Genomic DNA, 18,860 nt, shown 5'->3' on the forward strand with positions numbered 1-18,860 from the left:
CTAGGCTCGTCGCGTGCTGCTCTCCGATCGCGACCTCAGGGCCGAAATCACCGCCGGGCGGTTGGGCATCGAGCCCTTCGAAGGCAGCCTGGTGCAGCCGTCCAGCATCGACGTGCGGCTCGACACCATGTTCCGGGTGTTCAACAACACCCGCTACACCCACATCGATCCGGCCAAGCAGCAAGACGAGCTGACGAGCCTGGTCGAACCCGCCGCCGGGGAGCCGTTCGTCTTGCATCCCGGAGAGTTCGTGCTCGGCTCGACGCTGGAACTCATCACCCTGCCCGACGACCTCGCCGGTCGCCTGGAGGGCAAGTCGTCGCTGGGCCGCCTGGGCCTGCTGACACACTCAACGGCCGGCTTCATCGATCCCGGCTTCAGCGGCCACATCACGCTGGAGCTGTCCAACGTCGCCAACCTGCCGATCACCCTGTGGCCCGGCATGAAGATCGGTCAACTGTGCATTCTGCGGTTGACCAGTCCCGCCGAACACCCTTACGGCAGTACGCAAGTTGGCTCGAAGTATCAGGGTCAGCGAGGACCTACGCCGTCGCGCTCCTATCAGAACTTCATACGGACTACATAGGTTCTGCGGGGCTCTCACGCTCCCCGTGTGGGCGATACTTAGTTAGCCATGGTTTTTTCCTCCGCCCGGCCATGGTTCGTCGTGCAATACCTTTGGAGGGGTTTGTATTGGATATCGTGCTCGGGGTGTCGATGGCACCGTCGTCGATCCAAATGGTCGTCCTGGAAGGCGAATACGCCGACGGCGCCACGGTAGAAGAGGACACGTTCGACGTCGCCGACGTCGAAAATGTAGCTGCGACGACCGGGCCCGATCAGGTGATCTCCGCGATCCTGGGCACCCGCGAGGGTGCCGCTGATGCCGGCCTCGAGCTGTCGTCCATCGGCGTGACATGGACGGATCAACTCGAAGCCGCTGCGCTGCGCGATGCGCTGTCCGCTCACCGGATCGACAACGTGATGCTCGTCTCCGCGTTCTTGGCCGCCGCGGCGCTGGCGCAAAACGTCGGCGGCGCAATGGGTTACGAGCGCACCGCGGTGCTCCTGGTGGAGCCTGACACCGCGACTCTGGCGGTCGTCGAGACCGCCGACGGTTCCATCCCGGACGTCTACAAGCAACAGCTGCACGCCGACTACTACGGCGATGTTGCGGCGCAGCTCGGCGCGATGGTCGCCGGGATGGAGAAGCTGGAACTCCCGCCGGGCGGCCTATTCCTGGTCGGCTCGGGGGTTGACGTCGCGCCGTTGAAGCCGGTGTTGCAGTCGACGACGTTCCTCGATGTGAGTGTGGCCGAGGAGCCGGAGACGGCGCTGGCCCGCGGCGCGGCACTGGCGTCGGCGAACGCGCCGCTGTTCGCCTCGTCGACCGCCGCGCTGGCCTACGCGCAAGACCCCGGTACCGGCGCCGTCGACCAGTACTCCCTTCCCGAGTATCTCTATGTCCCGTTCGGGCAGCAGTCCGGCGACGACGAACTCGCCTACAGCGCGGTGGCAGACGACGACGCCGATTCGCCGACCGTCGTCATCGAAAAGCTTTTCCTTCCCGAAGAAAGCCAGCCCAGGCGGCGGCCGGCACTGCTTGTCGGCAGCGGGCTGGCGGTGGTGGGGATCAGCGCCGTGCTGGCGCTCGAGATCGCGCTGGCCATCGGCATCCGCACGACGGGAACCGTTGCCTTGCAGCCCACCCCTGGTCAGCACTTGATCGTCCCCGAGCAGGCGTCGGCCCCGGCGCCGGTGCAGGCGTCCGAACCGCTGGCGAAGATCAGCCTGCCCGCCCCCGCGGCCGCGCCCCAGCCGTTGAGCCCGCCGGTTGCCGCGCCGCTGCCCGCGGTTCCCCCGCCGGCGGCGCCTCCGCCGCCCGCGGCCCCGGTTGCTCCGGTTCCCGTCGTGGTTGCTCCGGTGCCGATTCCGGTGCCCGTCCGCATTCCGATTCCCAACCCGGTCGAGAGTCCCCCGATGCTGGAGGCTCCGCGGTTGTCCATCCCGCAGCCGGTGCAGCCCCAGCCGCCGGTTCGCCTTCCCCAGCCGCCGCAGGTCACCGTTCCGCAGTCACCACCGCAGGTCACTGTTCCGAAGTCACCACCGCAGGTCACCGTTCCGAAGTCACCGCCGCAGGTCACCGTTCCGCAGGCACCGCCGCAGGTCACCGTTCCGAAGTCACCACCGCATCAGACGCCCCCGGGCGAGGGCACCCCTCCCAAGCCGACCGGTCCCGGCAACTACGGCGGCGGCCACAATCCCACGCCTGGGGAAAACGGTCCCGGCGGTTTGGGTGGTGGGCACGTTCCCGCCCCTGGTAGCGGTCCGGGCGGTTTGGGCGGCGGTCACGTTCCCACGCCTCCCGCAGGTGTCCCCGGCGGTGGCGGTCTCGGCGGGTTCGGTGGTGGCCCCGGCGGCTTTCCCGGCCTCGGCGGCGGTCATGCGCCGGCTCCCGGCGGTGGTGGCCCCGGCGGTTTTCCCGGTTTCGGTGGCGGTCATGCGCCGGCTCCTGGTGGCGGCGGTGGTCTCGGGGGCTTCGGTGGCGGCCACAGCGGTGGGGGCGGTGGTCTTGGGGGCTTCGGCGGCGGCGGTGGCTTTGGCGGCGGCCACAGCGGTGGGGGCGGCGGCGGTGGCGGCGGACATCACTAGTCCGATTGCCAACTAACCCACAGCGCTCCGCGCTCGCTGTCGAGATCACACGAGTAGGGTCGGGGTATTGAGGCTGGTCAAAAAATGCCGCCAGACCCGCCAGAATTTCATCAGCCCAGCATCGTGTGTGGGCTCGCAGCCCGCCCTCTGCTATCGGCACGAAATCACTGGTGATCGATTCAATAGTGGTGTTGGAGGAGCGTAAGCGGTGGTGGGCATCGTGCTCGGCGTCTCGATGACGCCGACGAAGGTGCGCATGGTGCTGGTCGAAGGCGAAAGCGCCGACGGGGTCACCGTCGACGAGGACGATTTCGACGTCGACACGCAACGCACCGCTCTGCCCGGCACCGCCCCCAACGAAGTGATCTCGGCGATCCTCGGCACCCGGGAAGGCGCCGCCGACGGCGGCTACCAACTGCTTTCGACCGGTGTGACGTGGACCGATCACGTCGAAGCGGCGATGCTGCGCGACGCCCTGATCTCGCACAAGGTCGAAAACGTCATGCTGGTCTCGGCTTTCATGGCCGCGGCCGCGCTGACGCAGGCCGTCGGTGACGCCACCAACTACGAGCGCACCGCCCTGCTCTTCGTGGAGCCCTACAGTGCAACCCTGGCCGTGGTCGACACCGCTGACGGCTCGGTCTCGGAGGTGCGGCGCAGAACGCTCGCGGACGACGAGGATCAAGCGGTAGCCGAACTCGTCGACATGGCGTCCAGCGCCGAGGCGCTCGAAACGCACCCGCAAGGACTGGTTCTCGTCGGTTCCGGGGTCGACATTCCGATGATCAAACCGGTCCTGGAGGCCGCGACCTCGCTCGAGTTGTCCGTGCCCGACGAGCCGGAGATGGCTCTGGCGCGAGGCGCCGCGCTGGCTTCGGCGAATGCGCCGCTGTTCGCGTCATCGACGGCCGCCCTGGCCTACGCGCTGGACCCGGGCACCGGCGAAGTGGACCCGCTCGCGCTCGCCGGACAACATCCCGGCCTGCTTGCCGCGTATCAACCCGAATACCGCAGCCACATCGCGGCCCTGGCCGCCGACGCCGACAAGGGCACGACCAACGTCGCGTACAGCGCCGTGGGCGACGAAGACGCCGACGCCAAAACCATGATCGCTCTTGATGAACGCGCGCGTCGGCGCAAGTCTGTGTTGCTGGTCAGCAGCTCGCTCGCGGTGATCTTCATCGCCGCGGTGGTGGCGCTGGAAATCGCGCTGGCGATCAGCATCCGTCCGACCGTCGCGCTGCGGCCCAGTCCCAACCAGAACATCGTCGCCCCAGCCCCCACGCCGGCCCCGCCCAATCCGGCGCCGCCCGTGCAGGCTCAACCGAAAGTCGCGCCGCCGCAGCCGCGGCCGTTGGCTGTGCCGCACCCCGTCGCGCCGGCGCCGCCCGCACCGGTCCTGCCGCCGCCCGTGTTCGTTCCGCCGCCGCGGCTGCCGCTGCCCGGCCTGGGCGGTGGCGGTGGGGGTCACGGCCCCTTGGGCGGTCATGGACCGTTCGGCGGTCACGGTCCATTCGGCGGTCACGGACCGTTCGGAGGGGGTCACGGACCGTTCGGCGGTGGCCACGGTTTCGGTGGTGGTCATGGATTCGGCGGCCACGGCTTCGGTGGTGGTCACGGATTCGGCCATCGATAGCGCGTTCACGGTTCGCGCGCGTGTCTGACCCGTCGGGCTAGGGTGGCGGACTAGGGTGTGGCCGCGGCCAGAACTGTGATTGAGTTCGGCTGACTCGCGAATCGCGGGACCCAAGGCGGTGGCAACGCAGCCGTACGGCATGGCGCAGCAACCAATTTGGACGATTTGGAGGAGCGGTGGACGTCGTACTGGGCGTGTCTATGGCACCTGAGACAGTCCGCATGGTGCTCATCGAAGGTGAAGCTGCCGGCGGGGTGACTGTCGATCAGGACGGTTTTGCTGTCGCCGACGATGAAACGCCCATTGTCGCAGCGAATCACGTCGTCGCGGCCATTCTCGGCACCCGGGACAGCGCTGCTCAGGGTGGGTACCGGCTCAAATCCAGTGGAGTGAGCTGGACCGACCCCGTCAAGGCGGCGGCGCTGCGAGACGCGTTGGCAGCACGCAAGATTGAGAATGTGATGCTGGTCTCGGCGGTCATGGCGGCCGCGGCGCTGGCGCAGGCCGTGGGCAGCGCCACCAACTGGGCGCGCACCGCGTTACTGCTCATCGAGCCGGCCAGCGCCACCCTGGCGGTCGTCGACACCTCCGACGGAACGGTCACCGACTTGCATCGGCACCCGCTGCCCGGCAGCGACGACGCCGCGCTGGCGGAGCTGACCGCGATGATCTCGCGCGCTGAGTCGATGAGGGCGCGGCCGGACGGGGTGTTTCTGGTCGGCTCGGAGGTCGACATCCCGTCGATCAAGCCCACACTCGAGGCGGCGACCGCACTGTCGGTGACCACACCCGAGGAACCCGAGATGGCCCTGGCGCGGGGCGCCTCGTTGGCAGCGGCGAACGCGAACCTCGGAGCGCCGCGGACGGTATCGATCCCGGCCGCGCAGACTTCCCCGGCGGCTGCGGCTGAACTCGCCTACAGCGCCGAAGGCGACGCCGTCTCCGACCACCGGCTTACCGACACCCCGTCGCGCCGGCAGCCCAGCCGCAAGTCGGTGTTGACGATCGCCGCCGTCACGATGGTCTTCATCGCCGGCATCCTGGGGCTGGCGCTGGCGCTCGCCGTCGGTATCCGGCCGCACGCGGACCAGCGCCCGAACGTCGGCACGAACGTCGTCGCGCCGCAGAATCCCAATGCCGGCCCGCCCGGCCCACCCCGGCCGACGGACGCTCCAGTGGCGCCGCCCCAAGCGCCCCCGCCTCCGCCGCAACCTTCGCCACACTCCGGTGACCATCAACACTGGGAGGATTGGCTGCACCGCCACCTCGGCACTCAAATTCCGTCCCCGTAGCCGCGCCTGGGCCCGGCACCGAGCCACCGCCCGAGTGCCGAACGCGCGTAAAATCGGGTCTTTAGGGGAATACCGGTGGGATCTCGGAGAGGTCTCGCGTCACCGCAAAGTGCGACGAGCCTGCCGCCACCGTGAACGGCTAGCAACCGACTATTGGAGGAGCTTTGGACACCGTACTTGGTGTGTCGATGGCGCCGACCGCAGTCCGGATGGTGCTGGTCGAGGGGGAAAATGGCGACGGCGCGACCGTCGATGAAGACAACTTCGACGTCGCTGCGCTTGATGACGCAGCAACGGTAGCCGCCTCGGACCAGGTAGTGTCGGCCATCTTGGGCACGCGTCAGGGCGCAGCAGAGGGCGGCTATCAACTGGCATCGACCGGCGTCACGTTCACCGACCCGCTCGAGGCCGCCGCGCTGCGCGACAAGCTGGCCGCCCACAAGGTCGAAAATGTGATGCTCGTCTCGGCCTTTTTGGCCGCGGCGGCGCTGGCCCAGGCGGTAGGCCATCGGACCAACTACGCACAGACGGCGCTGCTCTACATCGAGCCCGACACCGCGACGCTGGCGGTCGTCGACAGCGCGGACGGATCCATTTCCGACGTCCGGCGGCAGGTCCTGCCCGATGACGACGAGGCGGCCGTAGCCGAGCTGACTCGTCTGATCTCCGGCGCGGAGCACATGGAGACGCGCCCGGATGCGGTGTTCGTCGTCGGCTCCGGCGTCGACATCCCGCTGATCAAGCCCGCCCTGGAGGCGGCGACCACGCTGCCGCTGACGGCGCCCGAGGAACCGGACACCGCACTGGCCCGCGGCGCGGCCCTGGCGTCGGCGCATGCGCCCTTGTTCTCGTCGTCCACCGCGGCCTTGGCCTACGCGCAAGATCCCGGCACCGGTGCGATCGACCCGCTGGCCGTGGCACCCGGTTACTTCGAGACCCCGGGCCAGGCCGGTGTGGACGGGCTCGCGTACAGCGCCGTGCCCGACGACCCGGACGAGTTCTTCACCGGCTCGCAGACCGCCGCGACGGCACTGGTCGGAGCGGACTACAACGAGCGCAGGTCGTTCAAGACGGTTGGGGCCGCGGTGGCGGGGATCTTCGTCATCGGCGTGGTGGCGCTGGTCGTGTCGCTGGCCATCGCCATCCGGCCGACAGCCAATGTGCGGCCAAGCCCGAACCAGAACGTTGTCGTCGCGCCCACCCGGCCGGCTCCCGCTCCCGCGGCCCCGACACCCGCGCCGGCGGCACCCGCTCCGGCTCCGCAGGCTCCGGCACCTGCGCCCGAAGCCGCACCGCAGGCACCCGCTCCGGCGCCGGCGGCTCCCGCCCCCGCTCCGGTGCCAGAGGCTCCCGCGCCCGCTCCTGTGCTGCCGGCGGCACCGCCGCCAGCACCCCCGCCGGTTGCGCCCGTCCCGGTACCAATTCCGCTGCCAATTCCAGGTCTCGGCGGGCCAGGCTTCGGTGGGCCGCCGGGAGGCGGGCACGGCGGCGGTGGTGGCCACGGGGACGACGGCGGCGGTTTCCCCGGACGCGGGGGCGGCGGCGGCCATGGTCACGGAGGATTTGGCGGCGGCGGCCCGCACATTGGCATCCCGGGCATTCCCGGGCTGTAATCCGCGGGGCAGGCGCCACCTGTCATCTGCCGTTTGCCTTCCGCTTAGCCCCGCGATGCACTTAGCTCATAGCAGCCGCCTACACCGGACGTATGCGATGCACCGTGTTCGGCACGGGTTACCTCGGCGCCACCCACGCGGTTGGGATGGCGGCACTGGGACACGACGTGCTCGGGATCGATATCGACCCCGGCAAGGTGGCCAAGCTCGCCGGGGGTGACATCCCCTTCTACGAGCCCGGCCTGCGAAAGCTGTTGAGGGAGAACCTGGCTGCGGGCCGGCTGCGCTTTTCCACCGATTACGACATGGCGGCCGGCTTCGCCGACGTGCATTTCCTGGGCGTGGGCACACCGCAGAAGAAGGGCGAATACGGCGCCGACCTGCGCCATGTCTACGCCGTCATCGATGCGCTGGTGCCGCGGTTGACGACTTCGGCGGTGCTGGTTGGCAAGTCGACCGTTCCGGTGGGCACCGCGGCCGAACTGAACCAGCGTGCCGCCGCGCTGGCGCCGGATGGTGTCGACGTCGAAATCGCCTGGAATCCAGAGTTTTTGCGCGAGGGTTACGCGGTGCAAGACACCCTCAATCCGGACCGGATCGTGGTGGGCGTCAACCCGGATTCGACTCGCGCCGAGGCCGCCGTTCGTGAGCTGTACGGGCCGCTGCTCGAGGCCGGGGTGCCGTTTCTGGTGACGGATCTGCAGACTGCGGAGCTGGTCAAGGTTTCCGCCAATGCCTTTCTGGCGACGAAGATTTCGTTCATCAACGCCATTTCCGAGGTATGCGAGGCCGCTGGCGCCGACGTCAGCCTCCTGGCGGATGCGCTCGGCTACGACCCCAGGATCGGACGCCAATTCCTGAATGCCGGTTTGGGTTTCGGCGGTGGGTGCCTGCCCAAGGACATTCGGGCGTTCATGGCGCGCGCGGGCGAGCTGGGCGCCGACCAAGCGTTGACGTTCCTGCGCGAGGTGGACAGCATCAACATGCGCCGCCGCACCCGGATGGTGGAACTGGCCAGCGCTGCCTGTGGTGGCTCGCTGCTGGGCGCCAACATCGCGGTGCTCGGCGCGGCGTTCAAGCCCGAATCAGACGATGTGCGTGACTCACCCGCGCTTAACGTCGCGGGCCAGCTGCAGCTCAACGGCGCGGCGGTGAATGTCTTCGACCCCAAGGCCCTCGACAACGCGCAGCGCCTGTTCCCGACGCTGAACTACGCCGTGTCGGTCGAAGAGGCCTGCGAACGCGCGGATGCGGTGCTGGTGCTCACCGAGTGGCGCCAGTTCGTCGACATGGATCCGAACGTCCTGGCCGACCGCGTGCGGGCCCGCGTCATCGTGGATGGCCGCAACTGCCTGGATGCCGCCGGCTGGCAGCGGGCGGGCTGGCGGGTATACCGGCTGGGCGCCCCGCGGCCCTAGGAGAACGGGTCGAAATCGGCGGGCCGGGGTGGGGGCGCCGGGTTGCTTGCCGGTGGATGCTGCGGTGTGGGGGCCCGGTTGCTTGCCGGTGGATGCTGGGGTGGGGCCGTGGCTGTCGGTGCGTCCTGCGCCGCGTTCACGATCTCGGCGAAAGTCGGAGGGGGAGGCGGCTTGTGGGCGTCCCGGTGCAGGTATGCGTTGGACGCGGGTAGGAATAGCAGCACGCCGGTGGCGACCGCGGTGACGGCCGCGGTGACGGCGCCCGCCTGCGTCAGGTGAGTGAACCAGGCCACCGCACCGCCGGGTCCGACGATGAGCCCGAATGCGGCGAGCGCCAAGGTCAGCCCGCACGCGAGCACGGCGACCGGCCGAGCGAGACGTCGATGCCTGACGATCCGTATCGCCTGCCAGATGATCGCCGCACCGAGCAGCACGCCGGCCGCCGCCGCTGACAGCGCAAGCCAGGTGTGGCTGCCGTAGTACCAGTCGAATTCGGGGATGGCCATCGCGACCGCGATGGCCATCGTCAGCATGACCGCACCGATGCCCGCGAACAACCAACTGGCGAACGCCACGGTGTCCGGCAGCTTGGAAGGGTCGACGGCCTGTGGCGCCGGGTTCGACCGCGCGGGCGCTGCCGGTGGTGGCGGAAGTGCTTGCGACGCAGGGCGTGCGCGACGGGGAGCCGCCGGGGGCGGCGGCGCGCTGTGGGCCTGCTGTTGGAGCCAGGCGGTGGCTTCGCTCCGGCCGAACGGATCGGAGCCGGGGCCGGCGAACGGATCGGCGCCGAACGGGTCGGATGCGGTGTTGCCGAACGGATCGCCACCGAACGGGTCGGACCCCGCCGCGTGCTGGTCTGGATGTTGCGGGCCGGCCATGTCAGCGCACCCCAGCCGCTCGTCGTCGGCGCCAGAGGAGATATCCGCCGCCGCCCAGCCAGGCCACCGCGGGCAGAATCACCAAGTAGAACAACGGCTTTGACGGCGCCGTTGCCGGAGCCACGAATGGCACCCACGGGCTCAGCTTCGACGGCCAGATCTGGTCCAACGGTACCGAGGTGACCACGTTGCCCAACCACACCTGCTTCGCGTTTTCCTGGACCAGCGGGCCGATGATCGAAGGCCCCGCTGTCTTTGCCACCGCGTCGTACTTCTGGGTGAACTCCGGCGCGCCGATGTCGTGGGTCTCCACCTTACTGAAATCGACTCCGCCCCAAGACCGTGTCCACGTTGTCCCCTTGGCGTCGGTCCAGCTGAATGTAGGCTCGGGGTGCTTTGTGGAATCCAGATAACGCTCCCACACCGCGCGCGGATCCCATGGCACCGTCAGGTCGTCGATGTTCCCGGAGTCGATGAGCTTCGCGTACTGAGTTGGCTTGTTGGCGTTGCGCTTTCGGTACCACTCGGCCGCCACCCGACTGGTGTAGACCCGGCGCAGGTCGGCGAAATCAGGGTTGTGATTCACCGCGTCGATGAGCGCGGGCATGATCATCTGCTGGTACAGCTGACCGTTGTGGTCCGTGACCGCCGGATCCTGGTCTTGGCACAGGTCTGTGCCCGGAGTGACGTCGCTTTGATCCGTCCCGATCTTCACCGTGAGCGGCGTGTCGAGAATGTAGAGCTGGTCGCCGTCTTCGTGGACTTCGGCCGGTTGCGGCACGATCCATAACCGCCTACCCAGATAGCATTTGTTGCCCTGCATGGCGTCGACGAAACGACGACCGAGTTCGGTGTCGGTCTTCTGCAGTCGGGCGGACACCAGTTTCATTTCCAGGTCTGCCTCGAGCAGCACCTCGCCGGCTTCGGTCCGGCCGAATGCGGCCTCGATGATGCGGTCAGGTTCGGTGGGCTTGAGGTTCACCCAGAAATTCTGCGGTGGCAGTGCCAGCCAGACATAAAAGGCGTCCAATGCCATCTTCGCGTTGCGCCGCCCACCGTAGGAGGCCTCCGTGGCCGGCAGGGTGTTAGCGCTGAACGCGTACTGCATGGCCGGTTTTCCGTTGACGGAGTCGGTGACGTAACGCATCTCGAGCGAGGTGAAGTCGATGCCGCCGAGACCAGGCGATGCCGAGACCGGCACGGGCGCGGCGGGAGCGGGCACCGCGGGCGCCGGCACGGGCGCGGCGGGAGCGGGCACCGCGGGCGCGGGAGCGGGAAGCGCGGGCGCCGGCAGGCGCGGTGGTGCGGGCGCCGCGGGTAGTTGTGGCGCCGGTAGGGCCGGTGCGGGCAGGCGCGGTGGTGCGGGTAACGCGGGCGCCGGCAGGCGCGGTGCGGGTACGGCGGGCGCGGGCAGGCGCGGTGGTGCGGGCGCCACGGGTAGTTGTGGCGCCGGTAGGGCCGGTGCGGGCAGGCGTGGTGGCGCGGGAGCCGCGGGTGCCTGTGGTGCCGGCAGCGCCGGGGGCTGAGCGGGGACGGGTGCTTGCGGCGCGGGAGCCGGTGCTTGCGGCGCCGGTGCTGGATTTGCGCCAACCGGCATCGGCGCGTTGGTCGGTGCCTGCGCGGGCGTCTGCTGCTCGGTCGGGTTGTCCTCCGCCTCGAGCCCACTTGCTATCTGGTCCTCGAGCGCTTGGTCCTCGGGCGAATCCGCCGATTCATCCAGAACAGGATCCGGCGCGGGTCGCGGAGCCGAATTGCCCGCCGCCGAACCCGGACCCTGTCTCTCCTGAGGCTTGGCCGGTGTATAGCGGGCACAGAACGCCGGGGGCATCTTGACGCCGGCGGCCCTCAGATCGTCGATCGTTTGCTTCATCCACCGCTGCGTCGCGTCGGTGGGCCTGCCCGCGAACATGACCATGAGCGACGAGCCGAGCTGTCCCATTCTCTTGACGTGATCGACGAATTGGTTGCGGGCGTGCGCACCTAGCGTGGTGCCGGACTTGGCTTCGATCATGAGCCATTTCGAGACCGGCACGCTGTCGGCGATGTTGAAGATGTCGAAGACGGGACCGTTCGGCGAAATGTTTTTGGGCAGTTGCTTATTGGTCTGCCAGCCGGCTTCGGGCGGCAACTTGTCCAGCTCCCAACCTTCGAAAATAAACTTCTCGAAGGCCGGACCGACGCGACGGTTCTGGAGCACGTTGATGTAGGCCTTTTTCCACTTGTCCCATGGCTTGGGGCCGCCGGCAAGGACGTACTTCTTCCAGCGCGCTTTCATGCCCTGCAACGTGTCCGCGTTTCCGCGCACCGCGCCCTTGTCGTCGATGTCGGCGAGTTCGGCTCGCGAAGGCTCTTGAGCGTTACGAACTTCCGGGCTCAAGGGGTCGTAATCATAGGTGTGCATTTCGCCGGGCGGAGCCATCTGCGTCGCGTCGTAGCCGGGCATGGGGACCCCGGGGTCGCAATCGCCGTAACCCCCGTAATTCGCGTGGGCGACCGGAAGAGCGTGGAACGCAAAGCAGACCAACAGCAGCGCAGCGATGAGCCCTCGGAATGCTGCCTTCACGATTGCGCCTCCCCGTGACCCACCCACTTGTCGTAAACGCTTCGCGCCTTTGGTTGCCCCGTCGTCAGGCACAATTCCAGCAGCAGGAACGGGTTTGTAGTGGCGGCTTCGTCATTGGTTTGAATGTGATAGCCGACGAGGGCGGGCTCGCCGTCTCGCACCATCTGTGGACGGTCCACCCAGCGGGCAGGATCGGCGCGGCACAACATCTCGCCCAGGTACCACGTCGCGCCATCGACGAAGTCCGCGTTGGCCGGGTCGTAAAGACTATCCACGGTCGGCGTGACGCTGTGTGTCAATTCGGTGAGCGCGTCAATGCTTTCCGGGCTGTTGTCCCACGTGCCCGGATAACGGGTTCCCCAAGCGGGAAAATCTCGCCGGCGCGCGGCGAGCCATGCGTCCAATTCGGTTGATGCGGCTGGACTGTCGTAGATGTCGATGCCGATCACCCCGCGCTTCGGCGGGGTGGTGACCTTTGCTTGCCATGCGGAGTAGGTGCGCGCCAGCGGCCCGCTGTCATCTTCCGGTCGATCCGCGACTGTTGCCAGCAACAGGTGCAATGGGGAGACGGGTTCGAGGCCCAGCCCGTCGCCCGGGACCGCGACGGGAATCCCGGGCGCGGCGTCTTCGGCATCGGGCCACGTCCAGTTCTGGGTGGCGACCGCTTCGGCAAGCGGGGCTTCGGTCAGCGGCGGATGGGCCCGCTGCGCAAAGCCCGGTTCGTCGTCCCAGTCCCAGCGCCCGCCGGTGAGATGTATCAGGGTAAGCCCGATATAGGCCATCAATGCCTGAACTAGCGGCCGTTCCCCGGCGTGCAACACGTGTTCCGGTTCGTCGAACAGGGTTCGTATCACGGACTCCACAGCGCGCAGCGATTCGATCGAGTAGTCCAGCTGCAGGCCGCGCTCTGAGGCGTTGTCCTGCAGCCCGGCTACCGCCGGTGCGATCCCACTCTCCCAATCGGCGGCGAGCCCTTGGCGATCCACCCCAGTACTCCTCCCGACCCGTATTGGTTAGTAAGACTGCACTGTCGACCCAACGCGCTCAAGTCATGTAGTTGTACTAGACCCGCATGGCCGGTGGTTCTGCGATTAGTCGACCCACTCATCGTGAAGTCCGCGCGCCTCGTGCTCTTTTGTCGTGAGGCTGAGGCGCAATAACCGGAACGGCGATGCCGTGTCGGAGTCGTCGCTCGTCTGCACCTGATAACCCGCGACCGCCGGGGCTCCGTCGCGCGCCGCCATGTGGGGGCGATGCGCCCAACGTACCCCCACGCTGCGCAGCAGCACCTCACCCACGTACCAGGAGGCGCCCTCGACGAAGTCTGCGTTGGCCGGATCGTTGAATTCGTCAGTGGTCGGAGTGAGCTTGAAAGCCAGCTCGGTGACGGCGTCGATGCTATCGGGACTGTAATCCCAAGTGCCGGGGTAGCGGCTGGCCCACCCGGCAAATTCTTGCTGGCGTGCGGTCAGCCAGGAATCCAATTCCGTTGAGGCAGTAAGCGAATCGAAGATATCGATACCCGGTACCCCGTGCTTCGGCGGGGTGGACACCTTCGCTCTCCAAGCGGAGTAGGTTCGCGCCACCGGCCCGCTGTCATCTTCCGGTCGGTCCGCGACCGTCGCCAGCAACAGGTGCAATGGAGAAACGGGTTCGAGGCCCAGCCCGTCGCCCGGGACCGCGATGGGAATCCCGGGCGCGGCGTCTTCGGCATCGGGCCACGTCCAGTTCTGGGTGGCGACCGCTTCGGCAAGCGGGGCGTCGGTCAGCGGCGGATGGGCCCGCTGCGCGAAGCCCGGTTCGTCGTCCCAGTCCCAGCGCCCGCCGGTGAGATGTATCAGGGTAAGCCCGATATAGGCCATCAATGCCTGAACGAGCGGCCGTTCCCCGGCGTGCAACACGTGTTCCGGTTCGTCGAACAGGGTTCGTATCACGGACTCCACGGCGCGCAGCGACTCGATCGAGTAGTCCAGCTGCAGGCCCCGGGCTGCGGCGTTGTCCTGCAGCCCGCCTACGGCCGGTGCGATCCCACTCTTCCAATCGGCGGCGAGCCCTTGGCGATCCACCCCAGCACTCCTCCCGACCCGTATTCGTTAGTAAGACTGCACTGTCGACCCAACGCGCTCAAGTCACAGCGGCAAAGCGCCGGCGGGCACGCCGTGCGGGTAGCGTGACCGGCGTGGACTTCGCCGGCGCATTCCTCGACGAGAATCGGGCATTCGCAGAGCTTTTTCAGGACGCCGATGAGTCGACGCCCGTGCCGACCTGCCCGGGCTGGACCCTGCGGCAACTGTTCCGTCACGTCGGCCGCGGCGATCGCTGGGCGGCGCAGATCGTGCGCGAGCGACTCGATAGCTACCTCGACCCCCGCACGGTGGAAGGCGGTAAGCCGCCGCCCGATCCGGCCGGAGCGATCGCCTGGCTGCACGGCGGTGCCCAGCGGCTGATCGACGCCGTCGAGCTGACCGGGGTGGAAACGCCGGTCTGGACCTTCCTGGGTTCGCGCGCGGCGAACTGGTGGGTCCGGCGCCGGTTGCACGAGGTCGCGGTGCACCGCGCCGACGCCGCGATCGCGCTGAGCAGCGACTTCACCCTGGAACCCGCCGTGGCCGCCGACGGGATCACCGAATGGCTGGAGCGGGTGGCGATCCAGGCGGGTGGCGAAGGGACACCGCTTCCGCTGGAGGAGGGCGACACCCTGCATCTGCACGCCACCGATGCCGGGCTGGGCGACGACGGCGAGTGGACGATCGGCGTCGAGCAGGGCCGGATCGCCTGGTCGCATCAGCACGGCAAGGGCAGCGCCGCGCTGCGCGGTGGCGCGACCGAGTTGCTGCTGGCGATACTGCGCCGCCGGCCGCTGGCCGAGACGGGCGTCGAGCTGTTCGGTGACGACGCCGTGTGGGAGCGCTGGTTGGCCCGTACTCCTCTCTAGCCGGGGAGCCGCACGGTAATTTGCACACCATGACCACATCGGAGATCGCCACCGTACTGGCATGGCACGACGCCCTGAACTCTTCTGACCTGGCCACCCTGGAGTCCCTGTCCAGCGAGGACATCGAGATCGGCGACGCGCACGGAGCGGCGCAGGGCCACCAAGCGCTGCGTAACTGGGCTACCTCGCACCGGTCTTCCGCGCAGCTCGGCCAGATGTATGTGCACGACGGCGTCGTCGTCGCCGAACAGAAACTGGGCAGCCCTGACGGCTCGGGGGCGGGCGCCGACGCGCTGGCATTTCGCGTTGTCCGCGACCATGTCACCTCCGTTTTCCGGCACGACAGCTTGGCGACGGCGCTGGCGGCGACCGAGCTGACCGAGTCCGACGCCGTCGAATAGGGCAGACCAAGGCATCAGGAGCCATCCAATGCGCGGAATCATCCTGGCCGGCGGATCGGGCACTCGCCTGCATCCGATCACCACCGGCATAAGTAAGCAGCTGCTGCCGGTCTACGACAAACCGATGGTTTACTACCCGCTGTCCACCCTGATGATGGCCGGCATCCGCGACATCCTGGTGATCACCACTCGACACGACGCGCCCGGATTCCAGCGACTGCTGGCCGACGGCTCGCAGTTCGGGGTCAACATCAGCTATGTGACGCAGGAACAGCCCGATGGTCTGGCCCAGGCATTCGTCCTGGGCGCCGGGCACATCGGGAACGAGCCGGTGGCTTTGGTGTTGGGAGACAACATTTTCTACGGCCCGGGCCTGGGCACCAGCCTGAGTCGATTCCAATCCGTCAGCGGGGGAGCGGTTTTCGCGTACTGGGTCGCCAACCCATCGGCATACGGCGTCATCGAGTTCAGCGATGACGGTAGGGCGCTGTCATTGGAGGAGAAGCCCAAGACGCCGAAATCCAACTACGCGGTGCCGGGTTTGTACTTCTACGACAACGACGTGGTCGAAATCGCGAAGGGCCTGAAGAAATCGGCGCGCGGTGAATACGAGATCACCGAGGTCAACCAGATCTACCTGAGCCGGGGCAGGCTCTCGGTCGAGGTGATGACCCGCGGCACCGCGTGGCTGGACACCGGGACGTTCGACTCGCTGCTGGACGCAAGCGATTTCGTGCGCACCCTGGAGCGGCGGCAGGGCCTGAAGGTCAGCGTCCCAGAGGAAGTGGCGTGGCGGCGCGGCTGGATCACCGACGACGAGCTGGCCGAGCGCGCACAGGGCTTGCTCAAGTCCGGCTACGGCGGCTATCTGCTGGACCTGTTGGAGCGGAGTCGATTTTAGGTTTGGCAAGCACCGCGGCGATTGCCGTCGTCAGCGGCACCGACAGCGCCAGCGCCATGCCGCCCACCGCCGAGCGGGCGATCTCGATCGCCACGCTCTCGCTGGTCAGCACGTCAGTCAACGATCGGTTGGCGACGCTGAACAGCAACAGCAACGGCAGCGAACTGCCAGCGTAGGCCAGCACCAGCGTGTAAACAGTGCTGGCGATGTGATCGCGGCCGACCCGGATCGCGCCCACAAAGATCGCCCGCCGCGAGCCGCCGAGGTGGGCGAGCTCGAACACCGTCGAGGCCTGGGTCACCGTCACATCGTTGAGCACACCCAACGACCCGATGATAAAGCCGGCGAGCAGCAGGCCGCTGATCGACACGCTGCCAAGATACGCGCTGACGGTGCTGTTCTGTTCGTCCGATAAACCGGTCAAGTGCGCCAGTTCTATTGCCGCCCAAGATAATCCGGCCGCCAACAGCAGCGCCGAGAGGGTGCCCAGCAGTGCGGCGCTGGTCCGCAGGTTCACCCCGTGCGCGAGATAGATGACCGCGTACAGGATCGCCGCCGCCGCCACCAGCGCCACCGGAACAGCCGGTGCGCCGTCGCGCAGCGCCGGCAGTAGGAACGTCACCAGCACCACGAACGCGACCACGATGCCCACCAGCGCGAGCAGCCCACGCCAGCGCGCCACGGTCACGATCACCACCGCGAACGCGATCGCCAAACCGCCCAGCGCCCAACCACGTTCGAAGTCGTAGAACGCATAGCTGGTCGCGCCCTGATCGTCGACCTGACGGACGAGTCGAATGTGGTCGCCCACCGCGAATTTCGGTTGGCCGGGGCCAGGCGAGGACTCCAGTAGTGTCTGGGCCCCGGCATTGGGTCCAGAATCGATCGAGACCTGGGTCAAAACGCACCGTCCCGCGCCGGGCAGGGCCTGCTGCGGCGCGCCGGTGAGGACTTGGCTGGCCGACGGGCTGCCGCAGTCGCCCACCGCGCTGGACAGCACGTGCCCGGCCTGCGTGCTCACCGCGCCGCCCGCCGCGTTCTGCAGCGGCATCGGGATGTCGACGTGCTGGCGGCTGGGCCAGAGCACGATCGCGCCGACGGCTACCGCCACGCCGATAGCGACCAACAACCCGACGACGATCCTGGCGGGCAACGGATCGACCCCGGACGGGCCCTCCGATGAGCGGGCCATGCTGTGCGAGTGGGAGTGCGTCACCCGCTCCACCGTAGAGGCGGCCGCGCGGATGCTTACGGCCGATAGCCGACGAGGAAGTTGCCCAGCCGCTCGATCGCGGCCGCCAGATCGCGGGCCCACGGCAGCGTCACGATGCGCAGGTGATCCGGTGCCGGCCAATTGAAACCGGTGCCTTGGGTGACCAAAATCTTCTCCTGCAGCAGCAGGTCGAGGACGAGCTGTTCGTCGTCTTCGACGTCATAGACCTCGGGGTCAAGCCGGGGAAACGCGTAGAGCGCGCCGGCGGGCTTGACGCAGGACACCCCCGGGATCTCGTTCAGCTTGGTCCACGCGACGTCGCGCTGCTCGAGCAGCCGCCCGCCCGGTAGGACCAAGTCGTCGATGCTCTGGTGACCGCCCAGGGCCACCTGAATCGCGTGCTGCGCCGGAACGTTGGGACACAGCCGCATGTTCGCCAGCAGGTTGATGCCCTCGATGAAGCTGCTGGCGTGGTCCTTGGGCCCGGTGATCGCCAGCCAGCCGGCCCGATAGCCGGCCACCCGGTAGGCCTTGGACAGGCCGTTGAACGTCAGGCACAACATGTCCGGCGCCAGCGTGGCCAGGTTGATGTGCTTGGCGTCGTCGTAAAGGATCTTGTCGTAGATCTCGTCGGCGAGCAGCAGCAGCTCGTGCTTGCGCGCCAGATCGACGATCTGGGTGAGCACTTCGCTGGTGTAGACCGCGCCGGTCGGGTTGTTCGGGTTGATCACCACCAGCGCCTTGGTGCGGTCGGTGATCTTGGACTCCATGTCGGCGATGTCCGGCTGCCAGCCCTGCGTCTCGTCGCACAGGTAATGCACCGGCGTGCCGCCCGCAAGGGAGGTCGACGCCGTCCACAGCGGGTAGTCCGGCGACGGGATCAGCACCTCGTCGCCGTTGTCGAGTAGGGCCTGCAGCGTCATGGTGATCAGCTCGGACACCCCGTTGCCCAAATAGACGTCGTCGACGTCGAAGCGTGGGAATCCGTCGATCACCTCGTAGCGGGTGACCACCGCCCGGCGGGCGGGCAGGATGCCCCGCGAGTCGGAATATCCCTGGGCGTACGGCAGGGCCTGGATCATGTCGCGCATGATCACGTCGGGCGCCTCGAAGCCGAACGGCGCCGGGTTGCCGATGTTGAGCTTGAGGATGCGATGCCCCTCGGCCTCCAGCCGCGCGGCGTGTGCGTGCACCGGCCCGCGGATTTCGTACAGGACGTCCTGAAGCTTCGACGACTGCGCGAAACTGCGCTGCGGCCGGTGATGAGCCGACGCGTGCAGAGGCAGCTGATGGGTGGTCACACCACCAATGGTGCCATCACTGTCCACTGATATTTGCTACGAAGCCGCAACGATGCA

General features: G+C 67.9%; 15 protein-coding genes. 9 read left to right on the top strand and 6 right to left on the bottom strand.

The genetic code is table 11. The annotated features are described in order from the left end of the window. Positions 1-13: 13 nt before the first annotated feature. The 6 genes from dcd to AC5Y30_RS09490 all read left to right on the top strand — a co-directional run bounded on the left by dcd (position 14) and on the right by AC5Y30_RS09490 (position 8,611). The gene (gene dcd / locus AC5Y30_RS09465) at positions 14-586 is read left to right on the top strand and encodes a dCTP deaminase (protein ID WP_499917855.1); all 573 of its coding nucleotides are present in this window, start codon (positions 14-16) and stop codon (positions 584-586) included. A 131-nt stretch (positions 587-717) separates the two neighbouring features. Then, entirely contained in the window at positions 718-2,652 is a 1,935-nt protein-coding gene (locus tag AC5Y30_RS09470) for a DUF7159 family protein (RefSeq protein ID WP_499918238.1), read from the top strand. A 208-nt stretch (positions 2,653-2,860) separates the two neighbouring features. Then, a complete protein-coding gene (locus AC5Y30_RS09475) occupies positions 2,861-4,288 on the top strand; it encodes a DUF7159 family protein (protein ID WP_499917857.1) in 1,428 nt (475 codons plus the stop codon). A gap of 176 nt (positions 4,289-4,464) precedes the next feature. Continuing rightward, positions 4,465-5,580: a DUF7159 family protein gene (locus AC5Y30_RS09480; RefSeq protein WP_499917858.1), complete on the top strand. Its 1,116-nt coding sequence runs from the start codon at positions 4,465-4,467 to the stop codon at positions 5,578-5,580. Positions 5,581-5,744: 164 nt separating this feature from the next. Beyond that, positions 5,745-7,193, top strand: a complete 1,449-nt coding sequence (locus AC5Y30_RS09485) for a DUF7159 family protein (protein WP_499917859.1) — start codon at positions 5,745-5,747, stop codon at positions 7,191-7,193. 92 nt (positions 7,194-7,285) lie between these two features. Then, a complete protein-coding gene (locus tag AC5Y30_RS09490; RefSeq protein WP_499917860.1) occupies positions 7,286-8,611 on the top strand; it encodes a UDP-glucose dehydrogenase family protein in 1,326 nt (441 codons plus the stop codon). Here AC5Y30_RS09490 and AC5Y30_RS09495 read toward each other — a convergent pair. From AC5Y30_RS09495 to AC5Y30_RS09510, 4 genes are all read right to left on the bottom strand, one after another. Further along, positions 8,608-9,489: a hypothetical protein gene (locus tag AC5Y30_RS09495; RefSeq protein ID WP_499917861.1), complete on the bottom strand. Its 882-nt coding sequence runs from the start codon at positions 9,487-9,489 to the stop codon at positions 8,608-8,610. The two genes, AC5Y30_RS09490 and AC5Y30_RS09495, sit on opposite strands and share 4 nt — an antisense overlap. Before the next feature lies 1 nt (position 9,490). Then, a complete protein-coding gene (locus AC5Y30_RS09500; RefSeq protein ID WP_499917863.1) occupies positions 9,491-12,052 on the bottom strand; it encodes a hypothetical protein in 2,562 nt (853 codons plus the stop codon). Next, positions 12,049-13,038, bottom strand: a complete 990-nt coding sequence (locus tag AC5Y30_RS09505) for a hypothetical protein (RefSeq protein WP_499917864.1) — start codon at positions 13,036-13,038, stop codon at positions 12,049-12,051. The genes AC5Y30_RS09500 and AC5Y30_RS09505 overlap by 4 nt, the downstream gene beginning before the upstream one ends. A gap of 105 nt (positions 13,039-13,143) precedes the next feature. After that, positions 13,144-14,118, bottom strand: coding sequence for a hypothetical protein (locus AC5Y30_RS09510; protein WP_499917865.1), 975 nt, complete (start codon positions 14,116-14,118; stop codon positions 13,144-13,146). A gap of 113 nt (positions 14,119-14,231) precedes the next feature. Between AC5Y30_RS09510 and AC5Y30_RS09515 the strand changes: the two genes are divergently transcribed. From AC5Y30_RS09515 to rfbA, 3 genes are read left to right on the top strand one after another with little or no spacing between them, the layout of a single operon-like run. Further along, positions 14,232-14,987: a maleylpyruvate isomerase family mycothiol-dependent enzyme gene (locus AC5Y30_RS09515; RefSeq protein WP_499917866.1), complete on the top strand. Its 756-nt coding sequence runs from the start codon at positions 14,232-14,234 to the stop codon at positions 14,985-14,987. Between the two features lie 29 nt (positions 14,988-15,016). Beyond that, positions 15,017-15,388: a nuclear transport factor 2 family protein gene (locus AC5Y30_RS09520; RefSeq protein ID WP_499917867.1), complete on the top strand. Its 372-nt coding sequence runs from the start codon at positions 15,017-15,019 to the stop codon at positions 15,386-15,388. 28 nt (positions 15,389-15,416) lie between these two features. After that, complete coding sequence (gene rfbA, locus AC5Y30_RS09525) at positions 15,417-16,289, top strand: glucose-1-phosphate thymidylyltransferase RfbA (RefSeq protein ID WP_499917868.1); 873 nt, start codon at positions 15,417-15,419, stop codon at positions 16,287-16,289. Here rfbA and AC5Y30_RS09530 read toward each other — a convergent pair. Both AC5Y30_RS09530 and AC5Y30_RS09535 read right to left on the bottom strand, forming a co-directional pair. Beyond that, positions 16,234-17,481, bottom strand: a complete 1,248-nt coding sequence (locus tag AC5Y30_RS09530) for a YibE/F family protein (RefSeq protein ID WP_499918239.1) — start codon at positions 17,479-17,481, stop codon at positions 16,234-16,236. The genes rfbA and AC5Y30_RS09530 overlap by 56 nt on opposite strands. Before the next feature lie 56 nt (positions 17,482-17,537). Next, positions 17,538-18,830: a pyridoxal phosphate-dependent aminotransferase gene (locus tag AC5Y30_RS09535; RefSeq protein ID WP_499917869.1), complete on the bottom strand. Its 1,293-nt coding sequence runs from the start codon at positions 18,828-18,830 to the stop codon at positions 17,538-17,540. Positions 18,831-18,860: the final 30 nt, after the last annotated feature.

This window comes from Mycobacterium sp. NGS27, assembly GCF_059813005.1.

What these genes read in the sequence shown, in the direction of transcription:
- rfbA (WP_499917868.1), top strand. Translation starts at nt 15,417, where the DNA reads ATGCGCGGAATCATCCTGGCCGGCGGATCGGGCACTCGCCTGCATCCG.
- AC5Y30_RS09495 (WP_499917861.1), bottom strand. Translation starts at nt 9,489, where the DNA reads ATGGCCGGCCCGCAACATCCAGACCAGCACGCGGCGGGGTCCGACCCG.
- AC5Y30_RS09530 (WP_499918239.1), bottom strand. Translation starts at nt 17,481, where the DNA reads ATGGCCCGCTCATCGGAGGGCCCGTCCGGGGTCGATCCGTTGCCCGCC.
- AC5Y30_RS09470 (WP_499918238.1), top strand. Translation starts at nt 718, where the DNA reads ATGGCACCGTCGTCGATCCAAATGGTCGTCCTGGAAGGCGAATACGCC.
- AC5Y30_RS09490 (WP_499917860.1), top strand. Translation starts at nt 7,286, where the DNA reads ATGCGATGCACCGTGTTCGGCACGGGTTACCTCGGCGCCACCCACGCG.
- AC5Y30_RS09520 (WP_499917867.1), top strand. Translation starts at nt 15,017, where the DNA reads ATGACCACATCGGAGATCGCCACCGTACTGGCATGGCACGACGCCCTG.